General features: G+C 33.5%; 16 protein-coding genes. 14 read left to right on the forward strand and 2 right to left on the reverse strand.

Annotated elements, in window-relative coordinates; genetic code table 11:
- Nucleotides 1–42: 42 nt before the first annotated feature.
- From C8N41_RS11135 to C8N41_RS11155, 5 genes are all read left to right on the forward strand, one after another.
- Complete coding sequence (locus tag C8N41_RS11135; RefSeq protein ID WP_115839313.1) at nt 43–1,041, forward strand: c-type heme family protein; 999 nt, start codon at nt 43–45, stop codon at nt 1,039–1,041.
- A gap of 12 nt (nt 1,042–1,053) precedes the next feature.
- Nucleotides 1,054–1,350 (forward strand): thioredoxin, encoded by a 297-nt coding sequence (gene trxA, locus C8N41_RS11140; RefSeq protein WP_115839314.1) that lies wholly within the window; start codon nt 1,054–1,056, stop codon nt 1,348–1,350.
- 495 nt (nt 1,351–1,845) lie between these two features.
- Complete coding sequence (locus C8N41_RS11145; RefSeq protein ID WP_115839315.1) at nt 1,846–3,177, forward strand: cytochrome ubiquinol oxidase subunit I; 1,332 nt, start codon at nt 1,846–1,848, stop codon at nt 3,175–3,177.
- A 2-nt stretch (nt 3,178–3,179) separates the two neighbouring features.
- Entirely contained in the window at nt 3,180–4,253 is a 1,074-nt protein-coding gene (cydB, locus tag C8N41_RS11150; protein WP_115839316.1) for a cytochrome d ubiquinol oxidase subunit II, read from the forward strand.
- 14 nt (nt 4,254–4,267) lie between these two features.
- Nucleotides 4,268–4,567, forward strand: a complete 300-nt coding sequence (locus C8N41_RS11155; protein WP_147298954.1) for a hypothetical protein — start codon at nt 4,268–4,270, stop codon at nt 4,565–4,567.
- A gap of 112 nt (nt 4,568–4,679) precedes the next feature.
- Here C8N41_RS11155 and pncA read toward each other — a convergent pair whose 3' ends face one another.
- Together pncA and C8N41_RS11165 are read right to left on the reverse strand one after the other, a co-directional pair.
- Nucleotides 4,680–5,288, reverse strand: a complete 609-nt coding sequence (gene pncA / locus C8N41_RS11160) for a bifunctional nicotinamidase/pyrazinamidase (RefSeq protein WP_115839318.1) — start codon at nt 5,286–5,288, stop codon at nt 4,680–4,682.
- Nucleotides 5,289–5,326: 38 nt separating this feature from the next.
- Entirely contained in the window at nt 5,327–6,727 is a 1,401-nt protein-coding gene (locus C8N41_RS11165; protein WP_115839319.1) for a nicotinate phosphoribosyltransferase, read from the reverse strand.
- 456 nt (nt 6,728–7,183) lie between these two features.
- Here C8N41_RS11165 and C8N41_RS11170 point away from each other — a divergent pair, with 456 nt between their 5' ends.
- From C8N41_RS11170 to C8N41_RS11210, 9 genes are all read left to right on the forward strand, one after another.
- Entirely contained in the window at nt 7,184–8,494 is a 1,311-nt protein-coding gene (locus C8N41_RS11170) for a TolC family protein (RefSeq protein WP_115839320.1), read from the forward strand.
- A 54-nt stretch (nt 8,495–8,548) separates the two neighbouring features.
- Complete coding sequence (locus C8N41_RS11175) at nt 8,549–9,625, forward strand: efflux RND transporter periplasmic adaptor subunit (RefSeq protein WP_115839321.1); 1,077 nt, start codon at nt 8,549–8,551, stop codon at nt 9,623–9,625.
- Nucleotides 9,626–9,846: 221 nt separating this feature from the next.
- Nucleotides 9,847–13,041 carry an efflux RND transporter permease subunit gene (locus tag C8N41_RS11180; RefSeq protein ID WP_115839322.1) on the forward strand — a complete coding sequence of 1,065 codons (3,195 nt, stop codon included), beginning with the start codon at nt 9,847–9,849 and terminating at the stop codon, nt 13,039–13,041.
- A gap of 110 nt (nt 13,042–13,151) precedes the next feature.
- Nucleotides 13,152–13,457: a hypothetical protein gene (locus C8N41_RS11185; RefSeq protein ID WP_115839323.1), complete on the forward strand. Its 306-nt coding sequence runs from the start codon at nt 13,152–13,154 to the stop codon at nt 13,455–13,457.
- Nucleotides 13,458–13,475: 18 nt separating this feature from the next.
- Nucleotides 13,476–13,685, forward strand: coding sequence for a YgaP family membrane protein (locus tag C8N41_RS11190; RefSeq protein ID WP_115839324.1), 210 nt, complete (start codon nt 13,476–13,478; stop codon nt 13,683–13,685).
- Nucleotides 13,686–13,749: 64 nt separating this feature from the next.
- Nucleotides 13,750–14,112 (forward strand): DUF4870 domain-containing protein, encoded by a 363-nt coding sequence (locus tag C8N41_RS11195; RefSeq protein ID WP_115839325.1) that lies wholly within the window; start codon nt 13,750–13,752, stop codon nt 14,110–14,112.
- 157 nt (nt 14,113–14,269) lie between these two features.
- Nucleotides 14,270–17,179: a sensor histidine kinase gene (locus C8N41_RS11200; protein ID WP_115839326.1), complete on the forward strand. Its 2,910-nt coding sequence runs from the start codon at nt 14,270–14,272 to the stop codon at nt 17,177–17,179.
- A gap of 7 nt (nt 17,180–17,186) precedes the next feature.
- Nucleotides 17,187–17,939 (forward strand): LytR/AlgR family response regulator transcription factor, encoded by a 753-nt coding sequence (locus tag C8N41_RS11205; RefSeq protein ID WP_115839327.1) that lies wholly within the window; start codon nt 17,187–17,189, stop codon nt 17,937–17,939.
- Nucleotides 17,940–18,052: 113 nt separating this feature from the next.
- On the forward strand, nt 18,053–19,276 hold the full coding sequence (locus C8N41_RS11210) for a hypothetical protein (protein ID WP_092447248.1): 1,224 nt from the start codon (nt 18,053–18,055) through the stop codon (nt 19,274–19,276).
- Nucleotides 19,277–19,441: the final 165 nt, after the last annotated feature.

Here is a 19,441-nt window from a genome sequence, read left to right on the forward strand (position 1 = left end):
CTTTCAGGTTTCATTGGTATTTTTATTTAAATTTTATTCATTATGAAAAATTTAATAGGTTTACTAATTGTAGCTATAAGTTTTATAAGTTGTAATTCCAATAAGAAAAAAAGTGATCCTTATCAAAATGTTCAACATGCGTCAAAAGCTATCAACCATGTGGGCAAAAAACTTATGGAAACCAATTGCTATACTTGTCATAGTCCTTCAGCAAGTAAAACCAATAGAATAGGTCCGCCAATGGTTGCTATTAAAAAGCATTATATTAATAGTGAAACTAGTAAAGAAGACTTTATTGCTTCTATGCAAGCTTGGATTAAAAACCCAAATGAAAAAGATGCTAAAATGCCGGGCGCCGTTAGACGATACGGAGTAATGCCTAAACAATATTTTCCAGAAAACACCATCGCACAAATTGCAGCGTATATGTATGATTACGAAATAGAACAACCCAATTGGTTTAAAAAGCATTTTAATGAAGAAAGAGGAACTAGTTTGCAAAATGGTCAACAAATAAAACAAGTAGCACCACAATCTCCATCCAATTTTGAAGATTTATCTTATAGTGAGCGTGGCTTAAAATATGCTTTAGCAACAAAAGCAGTTTTAGGAAAAAACTTAATGGGTACCATTCATAAAAAAGGTGTTTTAGAGGCGTTAACGTTTTGTAATGAGCGTGCTTATCCTTTAACCGATAGCATGTCTGTGGTGCATAAAGCAATGATTAAACGTGTGTCTGATAAACCGAGAAATCCAAGTAATAAAGCTACTTCTGAAGAACTAAATTATATAAATACGTTTAAGCAGGTGATTGCGAATAATGAAGAACCGTCACCTATTGTTAAGGAATCAAAAGATCTCGTAAGGGTTTATTACCCAATTACGACTAACACCATGTGTCTTCAGTGTCATGGGAAACCTAATGAGACATTGAATGAAACAACTTTAAATAGAATTAATAAATTGTACCCTAAAGACAAAGCAATAGGGTATAATGTCAACGAAGTAAGGGGTATTTGGAGTATCACTTACCATAAATAACATAAGTCAGGTATGAGCAAATTTTCAGAAATAATAAATCAAGATCAACCCGTATTAGTCGATTTTTTCGCAGATTGGTGTGGCCCTTGTAAAATGTTAAGCCCTATTCTTAAACAAGTTAAAGATTCTATGGGTGACGATGTGAGTATTATAAAAATTGATGTCGATAAAAATCAAGCCTTAGCCTCAAAGTATAAGGTGAGAGGAGTGCCTACAATGTTGCTGTTTAAGAATGGTAGGCAAGTTTGGAGGCAGTCTGGTGTACTCCAAAAGGATGATATCATCAATGTTATAAAATCATCTAATTAATTTGTCTTAACTGATAAAAGTCATATTTCATAATTCTTAAAGTTTCTATTTTTACATCCAGAACGAAATAGATAATATATATGATTAATTCTTTAATAACATTGTATAGTTGGACAAGTGGAGTTGTAATGATTGCCATTTTCGCCGTAGTTTGTATTACCTTAGTGGGCATTCTTATTAATTTTTTGTCGAAAGGAAAAAAAGAAGAATCGGTTGATCATATAAATGAAGATCATAATTTAGAATCGTAACTTTTAACTAAATTAAATATTCAAGAAGAGGGTAGTCCATAATTAACTACCCTTTTTTTGTTTTTATAAGTCAATTTTTATAAAAGAAATACCTAAGCTCTTCTGTTTTATAACTGTAAAACTATTATGGAGTTTAATATTAAATATATTTATTCATATGTCGTTAAATATTTAAAATTTGTAACCATTGTAACGTAGCAAACTTTTTAAAAACCATAACTTTGTAATATCCAAAATATGCGATATGGAAGACATGCTATTCTACGACAGATTGCAATTTGCATTTACAATTACTTTCCACTATATATTTCCGCAATTAACGATGGGTTTATCGTTAATGATAGTTTATTTTAAATGGAAATTCCTCAAAACTAAAATTGAAAAATATAATAATGCTGCAAAGTTTTTTATGAAAATCTTTGCCATTAATTTCACTATGGGAGTGGTTACAGGAATTCCTATGGAATTTCAATTTGGTACCAATTGGGCAAAATTTTCAGAATTAACAGGAGGTATTATTGGCCAGACTTTAGCTATGGAAGGCATGTTTTCATTTTTTCTAGAATCATCGTTTTTAGCCTTATTTATTTTTGGTGAAAAATTAATGGGACAAAAATTACATTTCCTTACCGGATTTTTAGTGTTTCTAGGGTCTTGGGCAAGTGGTTGGTTTATTCTTGCCACAAATGCATGGATGCAGCATCCTGTAGGTTATGAAATTTTAGATAATGGTAAATATGTTTTAGAAAATTTCTCGGCACTTTTTACAAATCCATGGTTATTACCTGCTTTTCTGCATAATCAAATGGCCTCGGTTGTAACATCGGCTTTTGTAATGGCAAGTATTGGAGCTTTTTATATATTAAGAGATAAACATTCTGAATATGGTCATCTGTTTTTAAAAACAGGTGTGATATTCGGATTAATATCTAGTGTTTTAGTTGCGTTTCCTACTGGCGATTGGAATGCCAAAAATGTCGCCAAATACCAGCCAGGAACTTTTGCTGCTATGGAAGGTATTTTTGAAACCGAAGAAGCCGGAGCAGAAATTGTCTTAATTGGTCAGCCTAATATGGTAGAAAAAAAGCTAGATAATAAAATTGCGGTACCTAATATATTAAGCTTTTTAACGTATCAGGAATGGCATAGACAGATTCCTGGGATGGATCAGTTTAAAAAAGAGGATTTGCCAGATAATATACCAGCATTGTATTATTCGTATCATATTATGGTTGGATTAGGTACAATATTTATTGCAGTTATGGCTTTAGCACTGTTTTTTTTATGGCGAAAGAAATTGTATACCATCAAATCATTATTATGGACAATTATGTTCTTAGTGCCTTTTCCTTATATCGCCAATATCACAGGTTGGTATACTGCAGAATTAGGTAGACAACCTTATTTAGTTTATGGGTTATTAAGAACAAGCGATGGAGTTTCACCTACCGTATCTTCAGGTAATACCCTCTTTACATTATTAGGATTTGTTGCATTATATCTACTTTTAGGATTGTTGTTTTTAATCTTAGTCGGAAAAACTATTAACGAAGGTCCAACCCCTAAACCACATTAATTATGGAACTATTTTGGTACATCGCAATCGGTATTGTTTTAACGGTATTTTTTGTTTTAGATGGTTATGATTTTGGAGCTGGAATTATTCATTTATTTTTTGCTAAAACCGAAAAAGATAAGGAGGTAATTACCAAATCGGCAGGTTTGTTCTGGGATTCTAATGAAGTTTGGTTGGTAGCCGCTGGAGGCATGCTTTTTATGGCATTTCCAACATTTTATGCCTCTGTTTTTAGTGGTTTCTATTTACCATTAATAATCGTGCTTTGGTTAATTATTTTTAGAGCTATCGGATTAGAGTTTAGAGGACAATTTAAGTACGATATGTGGAAAGCTATTTGGGATAAATCCTTTGGACTTTCTAGCTTGTTATTGGCTTTGTTTTTCGGTATTGCTTTAGGAAACATTGTAAGAGGTGTCAATTTAGGAAGCGTAGAAAATGGTGTTTCAGTCCACGAAGAACATTATTTTTTCTTACCGCTTTGGAATAGTAGTTTTAGTCCTTTAACGGATCATCCAGGAGTGATAGATTGGTTTACAATTATTATAGGTGTAATAGCTGTAGTCACGCTCGCTATTCATGGAGCAAATTGGATCATTTTAAAAACAAATTCATCTATAAATCTAAAACTGAAGGGTGTTATTTTTAAACTGAATATAGTATTAGCAGTGCTTACTGTGTTCTCTTTATATGTATGGCAGTTGGTTAATCCTACTTCATTAGATAATTTTATCCACAAACCTTATTTGATGGTGTTTCCAATCATTTATTTAATTGGTGTAATAGGCTTGTTTTTTATAAAAAAGATAAAAAAAGATGGTCACGCTTTTATGTTATCGACACTTATAATTGTTGGAGGGATTACGTCTTCATTAGCATCATTATTTCCTGTAATATTACCTTCAATAAATAATGTTAACGGCCATTTAACTATATACAATACATCTGCGTCAACATACGGCTTGTCTGTTGCTATGATTTGGGGCATTATTGGGTTTTCGCTTCTATTGGTGTATTTCATTGTACAAAAAAGACTTACTGCCGGAAAAATTGATCATATGGATTATGGTCACTAGTTAACTTCATGGTAATGACAGGAACTCTTATTTCTTTAATTAGTATCTTAGTAGGAATTGTTTCGGCTAATCTTTGGGGATTCTTATATAAGACTTATTCTTTTGGTGTGATAGGAAACACCTTAGTTGGTGTATTTGGAAGTATCCTTTTCATTAAAACTTTTGGAAGATTAGGGTTCAATCCTTGGTCTATAATGAATGATGGTGATTTTGATGGTTTTCTTCTTATGGTTAACTTAGTGGTGTCTGCATTGGGAAGTATAATACTGATGATTCTTGTTAAGTATATATCGAAACGCATGAATAAATCGTGAAAATCAACTTCTATTTTCTTATGATTTAATTCCCTAAGGTCATAATAATAACACCTAATGTAATAGCGAAATTTAGAAGCAGAAAAAATATAAAAACAAGTTGTGACAGATTTTATACTATAGTTTTAGTACTTACAATTTTAATGCCTTTATGAATCATTTCTTTCTTTAGCTTTTCAAATCCGTCGTTATCCAATGCTTTAGAGGCGTCTTCTATAAAAGTACAATAAAAACCTTCATTAAAAGCATCAATGATTGAAAAGTAAACACAAATATCCGCGGCCAAACCACAGAGAAATAGTTCCGTTACGCCTTTTTCTTTTAAGTAACCTGTTAATCCAGTAGATTTTAAATGGCCATTGTCGTAGAATGCACTGTAACTATCAATAGTTTTATCTGTACCTTTTCTAAAAATAGCTTCAAAGTTTTCAGTATTTAAATCCGGATGAAAATTTGCACCTAATGTCCCATTTACACAGTGATCTGGCCATAAGGTTTGCGATTGGCCATGTAATTCTATGACTTCAAAATTAGATTTTCCGTTATGATTACTTGCAAAACTTATATGATCTTTTGGATGCCAATCTTGCGTGGCTAATACCAAATCAAAATTATTTTGAATTGAATTAATTAATGGGACTATTTGATCTCCATGAGGAACAGGAAGTGAGCCACTTGGCATAAAATCATTTTGAACATCAATGATGAGTAAGGTTTTCATAGAAATAATTTCAAGGTGAATGTCTATAGAGTATTTAATTAAAATTTATGCTGATTAATTAAAGCATCACGTTCTTTCTTTAACTGAGAACTAAGGCCTATTTTGTAGATATGTGGATTCTGAAAACGCTTATATTCATTAGGCAATTGTTTTAAACGCGATTGCGAGTACTCAGCAATTTCAGCAACCGTTCTAATAGGTATTGTTCTTTTGCCATCTTTCATTACTTGATTTAAAAGTGGTTCATGCGTAAACCTATTTAATTCTAGGCTTTTTGTAATATCAAAAGGATGTTCCATTTTTGAAACTTTCGTTTCGGAATGAATCGCTATGGCATCAGCACCGTAAAACATACCATTATCATCAATCATACGATAGACTTGCTTTTTAAATGGTAGCGATGTTTTTATAATATTCTCTGATAATTTAATTCTTGGAGTGTCGTTAAAAGCCGCTAGTTTATATACACCAGCAAGCGCTGCATCTGGTTTACCAGTAACTAAATTAGTACCCACACCAAAAATATCGATAGGTGCTCCTTGTTCTTTTAAACTTTTTATCACGTATTCATCTAGTTGATTAGACACCACAATCTTTACGTAACCTAAATTTGAATCGTCTAAAATCTGACGTGTTTTTTTTGCTAAATAGGCTAAATCTCCACTATCTAAACGAACACCTAACAAACGTTCACCGCGTTCTTCCATTTCTTTGGCCACCGTAATGGCGTGTGGTAAGCCACTTTTTAACGTATTATAGGTGTCTATGAGAAGCACACAATTATCTGGTCGGACTTTAGCAAAATCTCTAAATGCTTGTAATTCATCTTCGTAACTTTGAATAAATGAGTGCGCCATTGTGCCTGTAGAAGGAATAGCATAATCTTCTGCGGCTTTTACATTACTCGTACTATCAAACCCACCAATAGCTGCAGCTCTAGAAGCATAATAGCCGCCTGTAGCATGGGCTCGACGTAAGCCCATATCTAATAGCACACCATCTTTGGCACTGTACTTTATACGGCTGGCTTTAGTGGCAATTAAAGTTTGAAAATTAAGAATATTAAGTAAAAAGGTTTCTATAATCTGCGCTTCAATAATATTAGCTTCAACCTGTAGTATTGGTCGATTAGGGAACACAACATCGCCTTCTTGACAAGAATAAATAGCACCTTTAAAGCTGAAGTTTTCTAAGTAGTCTAAAAAATCACTTTCAAACCCTTTATCCTTTAAATAAGTCATATCTGAAGATGAGAACTTTAGGGTTTCAAGGCTGGTTAAAACATCTTCCAAACCGGCAAATATAGAATAGCCACTTTTAAAAGGGTTATGTCTAAAATAGTAGTCAAAAACGGCGCGTCCATTTGGTTTGGTCTCAAAATAAACTTGAGCCATTGTTATTTGATATAAGTCGGTATAAGCTGCTGTAATATTCATCAAAATGTAAATTATCTATTGCCAAAATTTGTGAAATCATCACGTGTAATTTTATAGCTAATGTTTAAAAAAATAAAGAGAATAAATTTAAACATATTTTACCATTTTGAGCAGTGCTTCTCGAGAAAGTTCTGCTTTTTAATCGTCACATAATAAAGACTTGACTTAAGTAACATGAGTTACCAATGTTTACAGAATCTTAAATTACTTTTGTGTAATTAATTTATTTAAATTAGAAGTTATACATAGTTTAAAACCATTAGATTTAATGTGTTAATACCACTAACAAGCGGTATTGAAGATTTTAGGTTGAAAATTATAAACTGATGTGGTTATCAGTTTTTGGTTGGTTAGGGAAAAGCATTCATTTTTTTAATGAATGCTTTTTTTAGTTAGGTAACAATGGTTACCAAGTAAGTTTTTTGTTCGCTCTACTTTTGTATCAGAAATATAATAACTATGAAAAACCAAACTTTTAAAATCCTGTTTTTTGCATTAATGGTTAATTTGAGTCTACACGGACAAGAGCAAATTGCTATTACAAAAAAGGACGTTTTATCTAAAGTTTCAGAGCGCAATACAAGCCTTAAAATTTCGGAGGAAGATTTTCAGCAAGCCAAAGCAGATTTTAAACAAACTAATGCGGTGTTTTTACCAAATATTAGCGCAAGTCATACCGCCATGGCTACTACCAATCCATTAATGGCGTTTGGATCAAAATTGAATCAAGAAATTTTAACCCAGAATGATTTTAATCCTGCCTTATTAAACGATCCATCTCAGATTGAGAATTATGCAACTAAAATAGAGGTTCAGCAACCTTTAATTAATATCGATGGCATGTATCAGCGAAAAGCAGCTAAATCTAAAATGGATGCCATGGCTCTAAAGACTGAACGCACGCAAGATTACTTAGCATTTGAGGTTGAAAAAGCCTATATGCAATTGCAGTTGGCTTACAAAGCGGTTACTGTTTTAGAAAAAGCACTAGAGGCGGCAAATGCCAATAAAAAGTTAGCAGATAATAGTTTTAAGCAAGGGTATTTGCAACGTGCGGATGTATTAAATGTTGAAGTCCGTGTCACTGAAGTTCAAAATCAATTGCAATCGGCAAAAAGTAATGTAGAAAATGCCTCAAATTATTTGTCTTTTTTAATGAATGATGAGACCTATGTGGTTTATATACCAGCTGACGAATTAGAGGTAACTACGACAACAATAGAGGATAAATCAATTTCTGAAAACCGTTCAGATATTAAAGCGATGGAATTGGCCTCTAATGCTTACGAAGCTATGAATAAAGCAGATAAAATGGCATTCTTACCACGATTAAATGCTTTTGGAAGTTATGAATTGTACGACGACCAAATTTTTCAAGCCAATGCTAGTGGTTATTTATTTGGCGCACAATTAAGCTGGGATATTTTTCAAGGTTCAAAGCGTTTTGCTAAAGCACAAAAAAGTAAATCGGAATTTGAACAGTCAAAATTAGAATACCAACAATATGTGTCGCAAAGTAATTTAGAACTCAACAAAGCGAAACGTGCTTTTTTAGATGCTGCGAATAAATTGAAGTTGATAACATTGGCCTTAGAACAATCTGAAGAATCTTTAAGAATTAGAACGAATCGATTTAAAGAAGGTCTTGAAAAAACATCGGATTTGTTAATGGCTGAAACCCAATTTTCACAAAAACAATTGGAATATTATCAAACCATTTTCGAATACAATTATGCGCAAGCTTATTTAGAATTTTTAACCAAAGAATAATATTTCCTGCAAGGTTTCTAAAACCTTGTAGGTATCAACATAAAAACAATCAAAATGAAAAAAACATATACAATTCTAACATTTTCTTTAGCCTTGTTATTAGCAAGTTGTGGCAGCGAAGACAATAAAAATGTAGCAGATAATTCACCAGCAATCCCAGTAAAAACGAGTCAGGTAGAAGCTGATACGAATAGTCCGTTTTTAGCAGTTAGTGGAAAAATTCAAGCCGTAAATAGTGCCGATTTAAGTACCAGAATGATGGGGTATGTAAATAAAGTTCATGTTAATGTAGGAGACAAGGTAAGCAAAGGTCAGTTATTGGTTTCTATCAACAATACTGATTTACAAGCCAAGCGTGCTCAAGTCAATGCAGGTATTGCAGAAGCCACTGCGGCTTTTAATAATGCTCAAAAAGATTACAATCGATTTAAAAATTTATTCGCAGAAGAAAGCGCCACACAAAAAGAACTGGATGATATTATAGCAAATTTTAATATGGCAAAAGCACGATTAGAATCTGCAAAACAAATGAAAAACGAAATAAATGCTCAGTTTTCTTACAGTAATATCACAGCTCCTTTTAGCGGAATTATTACAAGTAAATCTATAGAAGCAGGTAATATGGCAAACCCTGGAGTGCCATTAATTAGTATGGAAACACCAGGACATTTTGAAGTGATGGCTATGGTACCAGAATCTGAAATTTCTGGAATTAAAAAAGGAACCACTGTAGATGTTTTGGTAAAATCTATCAACCAAACCATTAAAGGAAAAGTGGCTGAAGTCAGTACATCGGCAAAAAACACAGGTGGACAATATTTAGTAAAGATAGATTTAGAAACTACTGAAGCCAATATTTTATCAGGCATGTTTTCAACCGTACAATTTCCGGTAGAAAGAAAGGCAGAGACGTCAATGGTTTTAATTCCAACGGATGCTATTATAACAAACGGACAATTATCTGGTGTATATACCGTAAGCCAAAGTAATACAGCAATGTTACGCTGGTTACGTTTAGGAAGAACGTTTGGAGACCAAGTAGAAGTATTATCGGGATTAAATGCGGATGAAGCCTATATCGTTTCTGCTGAAGGAAAACTTTACAATGGCACTAAGATTAGCATTCAGTAGGCATCAGTAGACAGTCGCAGTTACAGTTTTCAGTATCCTGCAAGGCGAAGTGCTGAATTCATTTCAGTATCTAAAAACCTTGTAGGTATTATAAAGAAGAGTAAATCACATAAGAGTAAGCGCGTTAAGGATAGCAATGGAAATCCTTTTTTTGCTGCCATATATGGCAAAAAAAGATTGCAATGGATAGCCTGTTAAAACGCCCAAAATAAAGAAACAAAATGAAAGAAGGAATCGCAGGTAAAATCGCCAAAGTCTTTATGCAATCGAAGTTAACCGTGTTGTTAATGATTGTATTTATGGTGGTTGGTGTATATAGTTCGTTTTTAATTCCACGTGAGGAAGAGCCGCAAATTGATGTGCCAATGGCAGACATTTTTGTGGGTTATCCAGGAGCAAGTCCAACGGAAGTTGAGTCACGTGTTATTAAGCCATTAGAGCAATTAATTTCGAATATTAAAGGGGTTGAATATGTGTATTCCACGTCCATGAAAGAACAAGGTATGGTCATTGTTCAGTTTTATGTGGGGGAAGATATTGAGCGTTCGTTTGTAAAATTATACAACGAAATTAACAAACACATGGATCAAATGCCAGCTGGTGTTACGTTTCCGTTAGTAAAAACACGTGCTATTGACGATGTGCCCATGTTAGGATTGACCTTATGGAGCGAGAATTACGATGATTACCAATTAAGCCAAATGGCACAAGAGTTAGAGGCTGAAATTAAAAAGGTCAAGGACGTAGCCATTACTCATAAAATAGGAGGAAGAGACCGTCAGCTACGTGTGGTTTTAGATAAGGATAAATTGGCGGCAAGTGGATTAGACTTCTTGTCAGTATCTGAAATGATTAAGGCCAATAACAGTCAGTTAAGTGCTGGAAGTTTTGATAAAAGTGATACTGAGTTTTTGGTGAATACGGGCAAGTTTTTAGCTTCAGTAACAGATGTTGAAAATTTAGTTGTTGGTGTGCAACAAAATCAGCCGATATACTTGAAGCAAGTCGCTAACATTATTGATGGCCCGGAAGTACCACAAAACTATGTGAGTTTAGGTTTTGGAAAAGGAAGTGTAAAAGCTGATGATTATAAATCTGAATATCCTGCGGTGACGATTTCTGTCGCTAAACGAAAAGGAGCAGATGCTATGAAAATCGCCGAAGTGATTATAGATAAAGTAGATCATTTACGAGCAACTTTAATTCCAGATGATGTTCATGTAGAAATTACAAGAAACTACGGAGAAACTGCGTCTCATAAAGTATCGGAATTATTATTACACCTTATCGGTTCAATCTTTGCAGTAACCATTGTAGTAATGTTAGCTATGGGCTGGCGAGGAGGCTTGGTCGTATTTTTATCAGTACCCATTACGTTTGCTTTAACCTTGTTGAGTTACTACATGATGGATTATACGCTTAACCGAATTACGTTATTCGCATTAGTATTCGTAACAGGAATCGTGGTCGATGACTCTATTATCATTGCCGAAAACATGCATAGGCATTTCAAAATGAAACGCTTGCCATTTAAACAAGCCGCTTTATATGCCATTAACGAAGTTGGTAATCCAACCATCTTAGCAACATTTACGGTAATTGCTTCGGTATTGCCAATGGCCTTTGTGTCTGGATTAATGGGACCGTATATGGCACCAATGCCAATTGGAGCATCAATTGCTATGATTTTATCGCTATTTGTGGCTTTAACCATTACGCCTTATTTGGGTTATATTTTCTTAAGAGAGAAAGATAAAAAAGGAGCGGAGGAGAAGCCTGAAAAAGCAGTAGAGGACACACTGATTTATAGAATTTACAACAAATTTGAAAGACCGCTTTTAGAAAGTAAAGGCAAGCGTTGGTTGTTTTTATTAGGAACGTTTGCTGTCTTATTAGGAACGATGGCCTTATTTTTTACTAATTCGGTTGCTGTAAAAATGCTGCCTTTTGATAACAAGAATGAGTTTCAAGTGGTGATTGATATGCCAGAAGGCACCACCTTAGAACGCACAGGTGTTGTAGCTCAAGAGATTTCTCAGTATTTATCGACCCGACCAGAAGTAGTGAATTATCAAAACTATGTTGGGACGTCTGCACCAATTACGTTTAACGGTTTAGTACGTCATTACGATTTACGTGGTGGTTCTAATATGGCAGATATTCAAGTAAATTTATTATCTAAAGAAGACCGTTCAGCGCAAAGTCATGATATCGCTAAATTATTGCGACCAGATATTCAGAAGATTGCTTCAAAATACAATGCGAATGTGAAGTTGGTTGAGGTGCCACCAGGACCACCTGTATTATCGACTATAGTTGCTGAAGTTTATGGACCTGATTATGAGGAACAAATTAAGATAGCAAATCACATTCAAGATATTCTGAGAAATACTGATGATGTGGTTGATGTTGATTGGATGGTTGAAGATGATCAAACCGAATATCAATTCGACATCAATAAAGAGAAAGCCATGTTATATGGTGTAGCACCACAGCAAATAGCGTATACTATGAACATGGCGTTATCTAATAGAGCCATCACCAATTTATATGATGAAAATGCAGTTAGCCAAGTAGGCTTAGTATTAGCTTTAGATGAGAAAGAAAAATCGACGATTACGGATATTTCACTATTAAAAGTGAAATCAAAACAAGGCCATATGGCGCCAATTGCTGATTTGGTAACGATTAGTGAAACAACTGCAGCAAAAAGTATCTATCGAAAAAATCAAAAACGTGTGGTGCATGTCATGGCAGATATGGCTGGAGATTTAGAAAGTCCTGCATATGCCATTTTAGGTATGGAAGAAAAATTAAAAGATATTCCATTACCACAAGGTTTTGAGATCAATGAAATGTACTTAGGGCAGCCAGAATTTGAAGATGATTATACCGTAAAATGGGATGGTGAATGGCAAATTACTTTAGAAGTCTTTAGAGATTTAGGTATTGCCTTTTTAGGTGCTATTATATTGATTTATATCTTAATAGTAGGATGGTTTCAAAATTTTAAAGCGCCTATTGTAATGATGGTTGCAATACCATTATCCTTAATAGGAATAATTTTAGGCCATTGGTTGATGGGAGCATTCTTTACTGCCACCTCATTTATAGGTATGATTGCTTTAGCCGGAATTATGGTAAGAAACTCAGTATTGTTGATAGACTTTATCAATTTAAGAACAGCTGAAGGCGTACCATTAAAACAAGCCGCGATTGAAGCAGGAGCTGTGAGAACCACACCAATTTTATTAACTGCGGGAACCGTTGTTATTGGAGCCTTTGTGATACTATTTGACCCCATTTTTCAAGGCTTAGCCATTTCATTAATGGGAGGAACCATTGTGTCAACGGTGTTAACCTTATTGGTGGTGCCATTAGTGTATTATATGATAGAGAAGAAGAATTATAAGTAATGATTCTTAGTTAGTTATCCTGCAAGGTTTCCAAAACCTTGTAGGTATAAAAGCAATAATGAAACCTACAAGGTTGGTGAAACCTTGCAGGTTGTATAAAATAGAAACAAATGAAATTAGTCATAGTTACAGCAGTTGAGCAGTATCAAAAGGAGGTTTTAAAACTATTCAAAAAAGCAGATATAGAAAACTTTAGTAGTTCAGAAATTGATGGACATAAAAATGGTTCGTCTTTATTAATGACTTCAAATTGGTTTCCTGCTGAAAAAGGAGGTAACGAATCTAGCATGTTCTTTTCATTTACAGATGATGAACATATCGATGCTTTATTCGAAGCTATAAAAGAATTTAATAAAAACTTAGAAACAAATAACCCTATAAAAGCGGTTGTAGTTCCGATAGAAAGATTTATATAAACTTAAAAAATAATTGAAATGTTAAATACATATTTTAGAACCATTGTTGGGATCATGGTATTGTTAAGTGTAGTACTAACCTATTACGTTAATCCAAATTGGATGTGGTTTACCGTATTTATTGGCGTGAATTTAATTCAGTCTGCATTTACAAAATGGTGTTTGTTAGAAACTATCCTTGTTAAGTTGGGTGTAAAGAAAGAGGGTGGAAGTTGTTCGTCTTGTTAATTTTGTATAATGTAGTGTAACAAATTAATTCAGTTTGCGTCCTATTAGTGTAAAATCATCAATTATGGAATCAAATTATCACACCCTTAAACGTTCGGACAACCAATTATTAGTTATTACTCATTTATCACAATTGCTGACCTATGTTACAGGATTTGGTGGACTTATTGCACCACTTATTATCTGGGCGACACAAAAAGAGCAAGTTGATGGTATGGACGCTCATGGAAAGTCTATTTTAAACTTCCAATTAAGCATGTTAATCTATTCTATAATTAGTATTCCGTTAATCTTTGTTGTTGGATTAGGAATCTTAACCTTAATATTAGTTGCAATTTTGGCTTTTGTGATGCCAATTGTAAACGCTATAAAAGCTAGTAATGGAGAATTACCAAGCTACCCATTATCTCTTAATTTTATTAGTTAGTGAATTCCTTTAAAGAAGGGAATTCTTAAGAGATAAATTAAAACGCTTGCAGAAATGTAAGCGTTTTTTGTTTTTAGAAAAAAAATACAGCGTTACAGAAGAATTGACCTTTATGTAAATAATTAAATATTTAAGTTTGTGAATTGTACACTACATTATGTATAATTTTAAAACACATATATTTATTATAGCCTTGTTTTTAATGGCGGCATTCGTTTATGCGCAGAATCCTGTATATGAAAATATGTCTGATGTGTCCACGCTTCCTGATGTAGAATTTTATGACATACTAGAAGATGATGAACATTATATTTGGTTTGCTGCTGATAAAGGCTTATTTCGTTATAATGGGAAGTCGTATCAACGTTATAGCCATCCCAATCAAAAATCAAATTCACTTTTTCAATTAAAGTTTGATACCGAAAACAAACTATGGTGTAATAATATTTACGGTCAATTATTCTATGTAGAAAATGATCAATTGGAATTGTTTTACGACGCTAGTGATTTGGTAAAAGGCCAATTAGCAGCCTATACTATTTTAGAACAGCATATCCGTTTGTTTACGACCTCAGGTATTTATGATATTCATAAAAACACTAAGAAAGTTACAAAAATTTTTGATGGCTGGTGTATTAGTAATGCCAATAGTAAAGACAGTGATTATGTATTTGTGCTGAATAAAGAGGGACAATTTAAAAAACACCGTGTTTATAAAATAACAGGTGCTAAAACTACAAAGTTACTTGAAATTAAGAGCTTAAAATTAATACAATCTCCTAAGTTATTTGCCTTTAAAGATGAGGTGTTTTTAACCCACAAAAGTGATGCGGGAAATATTATGTATGTCATAAATAAAGCGGATGATACTGCAGAGAAAATAAAGACTCATAATGCTTTAAAATCTGAAACTATTTATAATCTCTTAAATTTTGGTAGCGATTATTGGTTTTTAACAACTGCAGGTGTATTTGTTTTTGAATTTAAAGAGGGACATTTTAATTATAAAGATCGTTTTTTTAAATCGGAATCAATAACTGATGTTGCGATAGATTTTAATCAGAATTATTGGTTTGCAACCTTAGATAATGGTGTGTTGGTGTCGCCAAATCTAAACATTAGACAAACAAATTTAGATTATATAGACGCTAAAGTTACCGCAGCTATTGGGCTAAACCAGAATAATTTTGTTTTAGGAACTAATAATGGAAAACTACTTTTTTATAATAAGAATCAACTTATAAAATCAATTCAATTACCTGGAAAAAAAATTATTGGGAAGTTTTTTTATGATGCTATGCATGAGCAATTAGTGGTGAGTATTAATGCGTCAGAATCTGTTATTGTTAATTTAAATACGGATGAAATTACAGATGTTAACAATCGGTTTTCCGTTGCTAAAGCATTTTCTAAAATAGATGACAATACCATGTTTTATGGTAACTATCGTCAAGGTATCGTTTATAAACAGCCTTTTAATAATCCAGAAAAAAAGGTTCTAAAAGAAAGTCGTGTCAAAGCTTCGGAGGTTTTGGACAATCACTTGTTTGTTTCCTATATCGACGGATTTTATAAATACAATACCAACACCTTTGTTTCAGAAGAACTAAAATTCGAAAGCAACAGTCTATTGGTGAATGCCATTACAAAAAGCAATGACATCCTTTGGCTAGCAACACAGCATAACGGCTTACTTAAATATGAAAATAATCGTTTATCAAAAGCTGAAATTGATTTGTCAAATCATCTTCAAATAAATAACATACACTGTGATGGTGATGTCCTGTGGATCTCTACAGACGCAGGCTTATTTCAGTATCAAGTAACGCGTAAAACCCTTAAATTACTCAGTGCTCAAGACGGTTTAAATACAGCGGTCAATGATTTTTTGATACTTCAAGATCAAATTATTGTTCCTTTACCAAAAGTGTTTTATACACTGCCTAAAACGCCAGATTTATTTAAAACCTTTAAAACGTCTAAGGTTAGGGTAGAGGCTGTTTCAATAAACGATCGGGATACATTGGTGGCAAGCAACTATAAATTGCCTCACGATTATAATAAAATTGGATTGACTTTCAATGCTAACGGCTTTCAATCTAATCAGCACGTCAACTATCAATACCGTGTAAAACAGATCGACTCAAGTTGGCAAACTATACCATTAAACACACACTTTGTCAACTTTAATAGTTTATCTAGTGGTACCTATACGTTTGAGCTTAAAGCAAAAAATATCAGTGCTAAAACACCTGTTTTTGCTGCGCCAATAACCTTTGAAATAGCAAAACCATTTTGGGAAACTTATTGGTTTTATGGTTTGGTTTTATTGACTGTTTTCGGGTTGATTTGGTTGTATTTTAGGTGGAGATTACAACAAAAAGAAGCCCAACGTATTGCAGAAATTGATAAAATTTTAATCGATAAAAAAATCACGAATTTAAGATTGGAAAATCTGCGTTCGCAAATGAATCCGCATTTTATTTTTAATGCTTTAAATTCCATTCAAGATTATATTGTATCGAATGAAAAGGAATTAGCAAGCTCATATTTAGTAAAGTTTAGCCGATTAATTCGTATGTATCTCGATTATAGTCAGCAAAACGAAATCACCTTACAAGAAGAATTGAATGCTTTAAAATTGTATTTAGAATTAGAAAAAGTACGTTTTGAAGACGAGTTAGAATATCAAATTCATATAGATCATCAACTAAAAACAAAACAAATAAAAGTGCCGTCGTTGTTCATTCAGCCTTATGTAGAAAATGCTTTAAAACACGGCTTATTACACAAAACAAAGGATAGACAATTAAAAGTTGAAGCTAAAATTACTGAAAACAATAACTTACAAATTACCGTTGAAGATAATGGTATAGGTAGAGCACAATCCGAAAAATTAAAACGACCCAACCAACAGCACAAACCTTTTGCAACCAAAGCCAATGAAGAACGTGTGCACCTTTACAAAAATAAATTAAAACGTAATATAACCATTGCTATTGAAGATTTGTACAATGAAAATCAAACCGCTTCAGGAACCAAGGTGGTTATAACAATGCCTATATAATACAACCATGAAAGCCATAATTATAGACGACGAAAAACGCGCCAGACACTTACTATCTAAGCTCATAACTGAACATTGTACAAGTATCACAAGTATTGCCGAAGCGCAAGATTTAACCTCTGGTGTGGACTTAATAAAGTCTTCAAAACCAGATATTGTATTTTTAGATATTGAAATGCCTAACCAGTCAGGTTTAGATATTTTAGAGTACTTTCCAAATCATATCGATTTTAAAATCATATTTGTCACCGCGTATAACCAATATGCTATTGAAGCCTTTAAGTTATCTGCAGTAGATTATCTGTTAAAACCTGTAGATACTAGCGAACTAAAAGAAGCGGTGGCCAAAGCCGAAGAAGCTATAAAAGCCAACAATTTAAACGATCAATTAAATAAGTTGCGCGACTCTTTAAAGCAGTTATCCATGGATAAAATAGCCTTAGAAATCCCTAAAGGCATCATGTTTGCGTCTCATAACGACATTATTTATTTTGAAGCCGATAGCATGTACACCAATGTACAGCTTATAGATGGCAAACAAAAAACAATTTGTAAACCTTTAAAGCATTTTGTAGAACAATTAGAAAACAATGCCATGTTTTTTAAATGTCACCGTTCCTATTTAATCAACCTAAAATACGTAGACGAATTGGTAAAAGATGATGGCGATTATCTATTGATGACGAATAAAAAAAGAATACCTATTTCAAAATCTAAACGCGATCAGTTTTTAGAAGTCATTAAGGAAACGTTTTTGTGATATTAGCTTAAAATTTCGTTTTCATTCAGAAAAAAAATCCACAGCTTTAGAAAAATCACTATTAAGAATGGTGGTTTAGTTACTTCTTTTGAAGTCTATTAAACACAATTCTTATGAAAAAAATAATTCTATTATTAGTTTTAGCATTATGCTACAATACATCCCATGCACAATTGGGCAAAATGCTAAAGAAGAAAGCCAAAGCTGCTGTAGAGAAGAAGCTGAAAAACAAAGAGGAGGCAAGCTCATCTTCAAAATCCGACAATGCTACAGGAATGGTTGGTAGTACTTCAACTTCCAATCAAAATTCATCTAAAACCGAATATACCGATGAAGAATTTAAAGCAGAGTTAGCCAAAAAATACCCTAACGACCAGGCGAAGCAAGATTTATACTATCAAAAATATCTTGAGAAAAAGCAACAGGAAGCCGACGCTAATAAACCTAAAACAGCCTCCAATATAAGTGATGACTTTTTATACATGTCCTATCCTTTTGCGATGACCAAAGGGATGAGTGCTGTTGGTGTAGACCGTGTAAAATTAAGACGTCAGATGACTGATATGGGCGATAATATCGATGTATTACCAGCCCAAGATCCTGATTATGCCTGGTTACGTTTTTTAACAACTCCAGAGTTAGAAGCCATGTCTCCGGAAGGTTATATAGGTTACGAGCTGGTTTCTGGGATGTTTACCACCAAAGTTGGTACAGACCGATCACAAACGCTCGAGCTTGGTACAGGAATGCCAATATTGGTAAGAGGAATGCTTATTGCAGACGATGTGTTTGTTATTTACGCGGCATCGCATCAAGGCGGACATGCGTTTAATGTACCATCGTATATGCATCAAAAAGACATTACCATTTTGAATGTAATTGGTAAAGGTGAGCAGCAATTTCATTTAGATTGGCTAGAAAAAGCAAAACCTATTGTGCAAGAATTTGAAGCGACCTTAAAAGCTAATTATGATGCCGCAGCAAAATCTACTATGGCGGCTATAAAAATGCCAAAAGCTGGAGCAATGAATAGTAACACATCATTAGTAAGCTTTGCCAAACAAAATGTGTCTAAAACTATTGAAAAAGATGGCGCTCAACTTTTGAAGTTAAATATAGAATCTAACGATTGGAGTGTGGTTAAAAACAAATATACCGGTCACATTTTGTACCGTTGGATTAAAGGGGCATTTACCGAAAAAAATAAAAATAACGACTGCTACTTACAAGGCTTTTTAATTAAGCAGTACTATGATGGTTCTGGCTATGGTAGTTCGGAATTTGGTGGAATTATACACGGCCAAATGCCTTACGGCCAAAAAATGAATTGCGAGTAAAAGGAGTTATCGTTTTTATGGGTCATTAAAGTCTGCTTATCAAAGCAGGCTTTTTTTATGAGCTTTAATATAGGTATAAACTTTAGATTTCATTTAGAAAGAAATTTCAGTTATTCAGAAAAAAGCAAATTGAAAACCTTTTAGTTGATTGTTGCTTTGTATTCT

This window comes from Winogradskyella sediminis (assembly GCF_003387355.1).
In the GTDB taxonomy this organism is placed as follows: Bacteria; Bacteroidota; Bacteroidia; order Flavobacteriales; family Flavobacteriaceae; genus Winogradskyella; species Winogradskyella sediminis.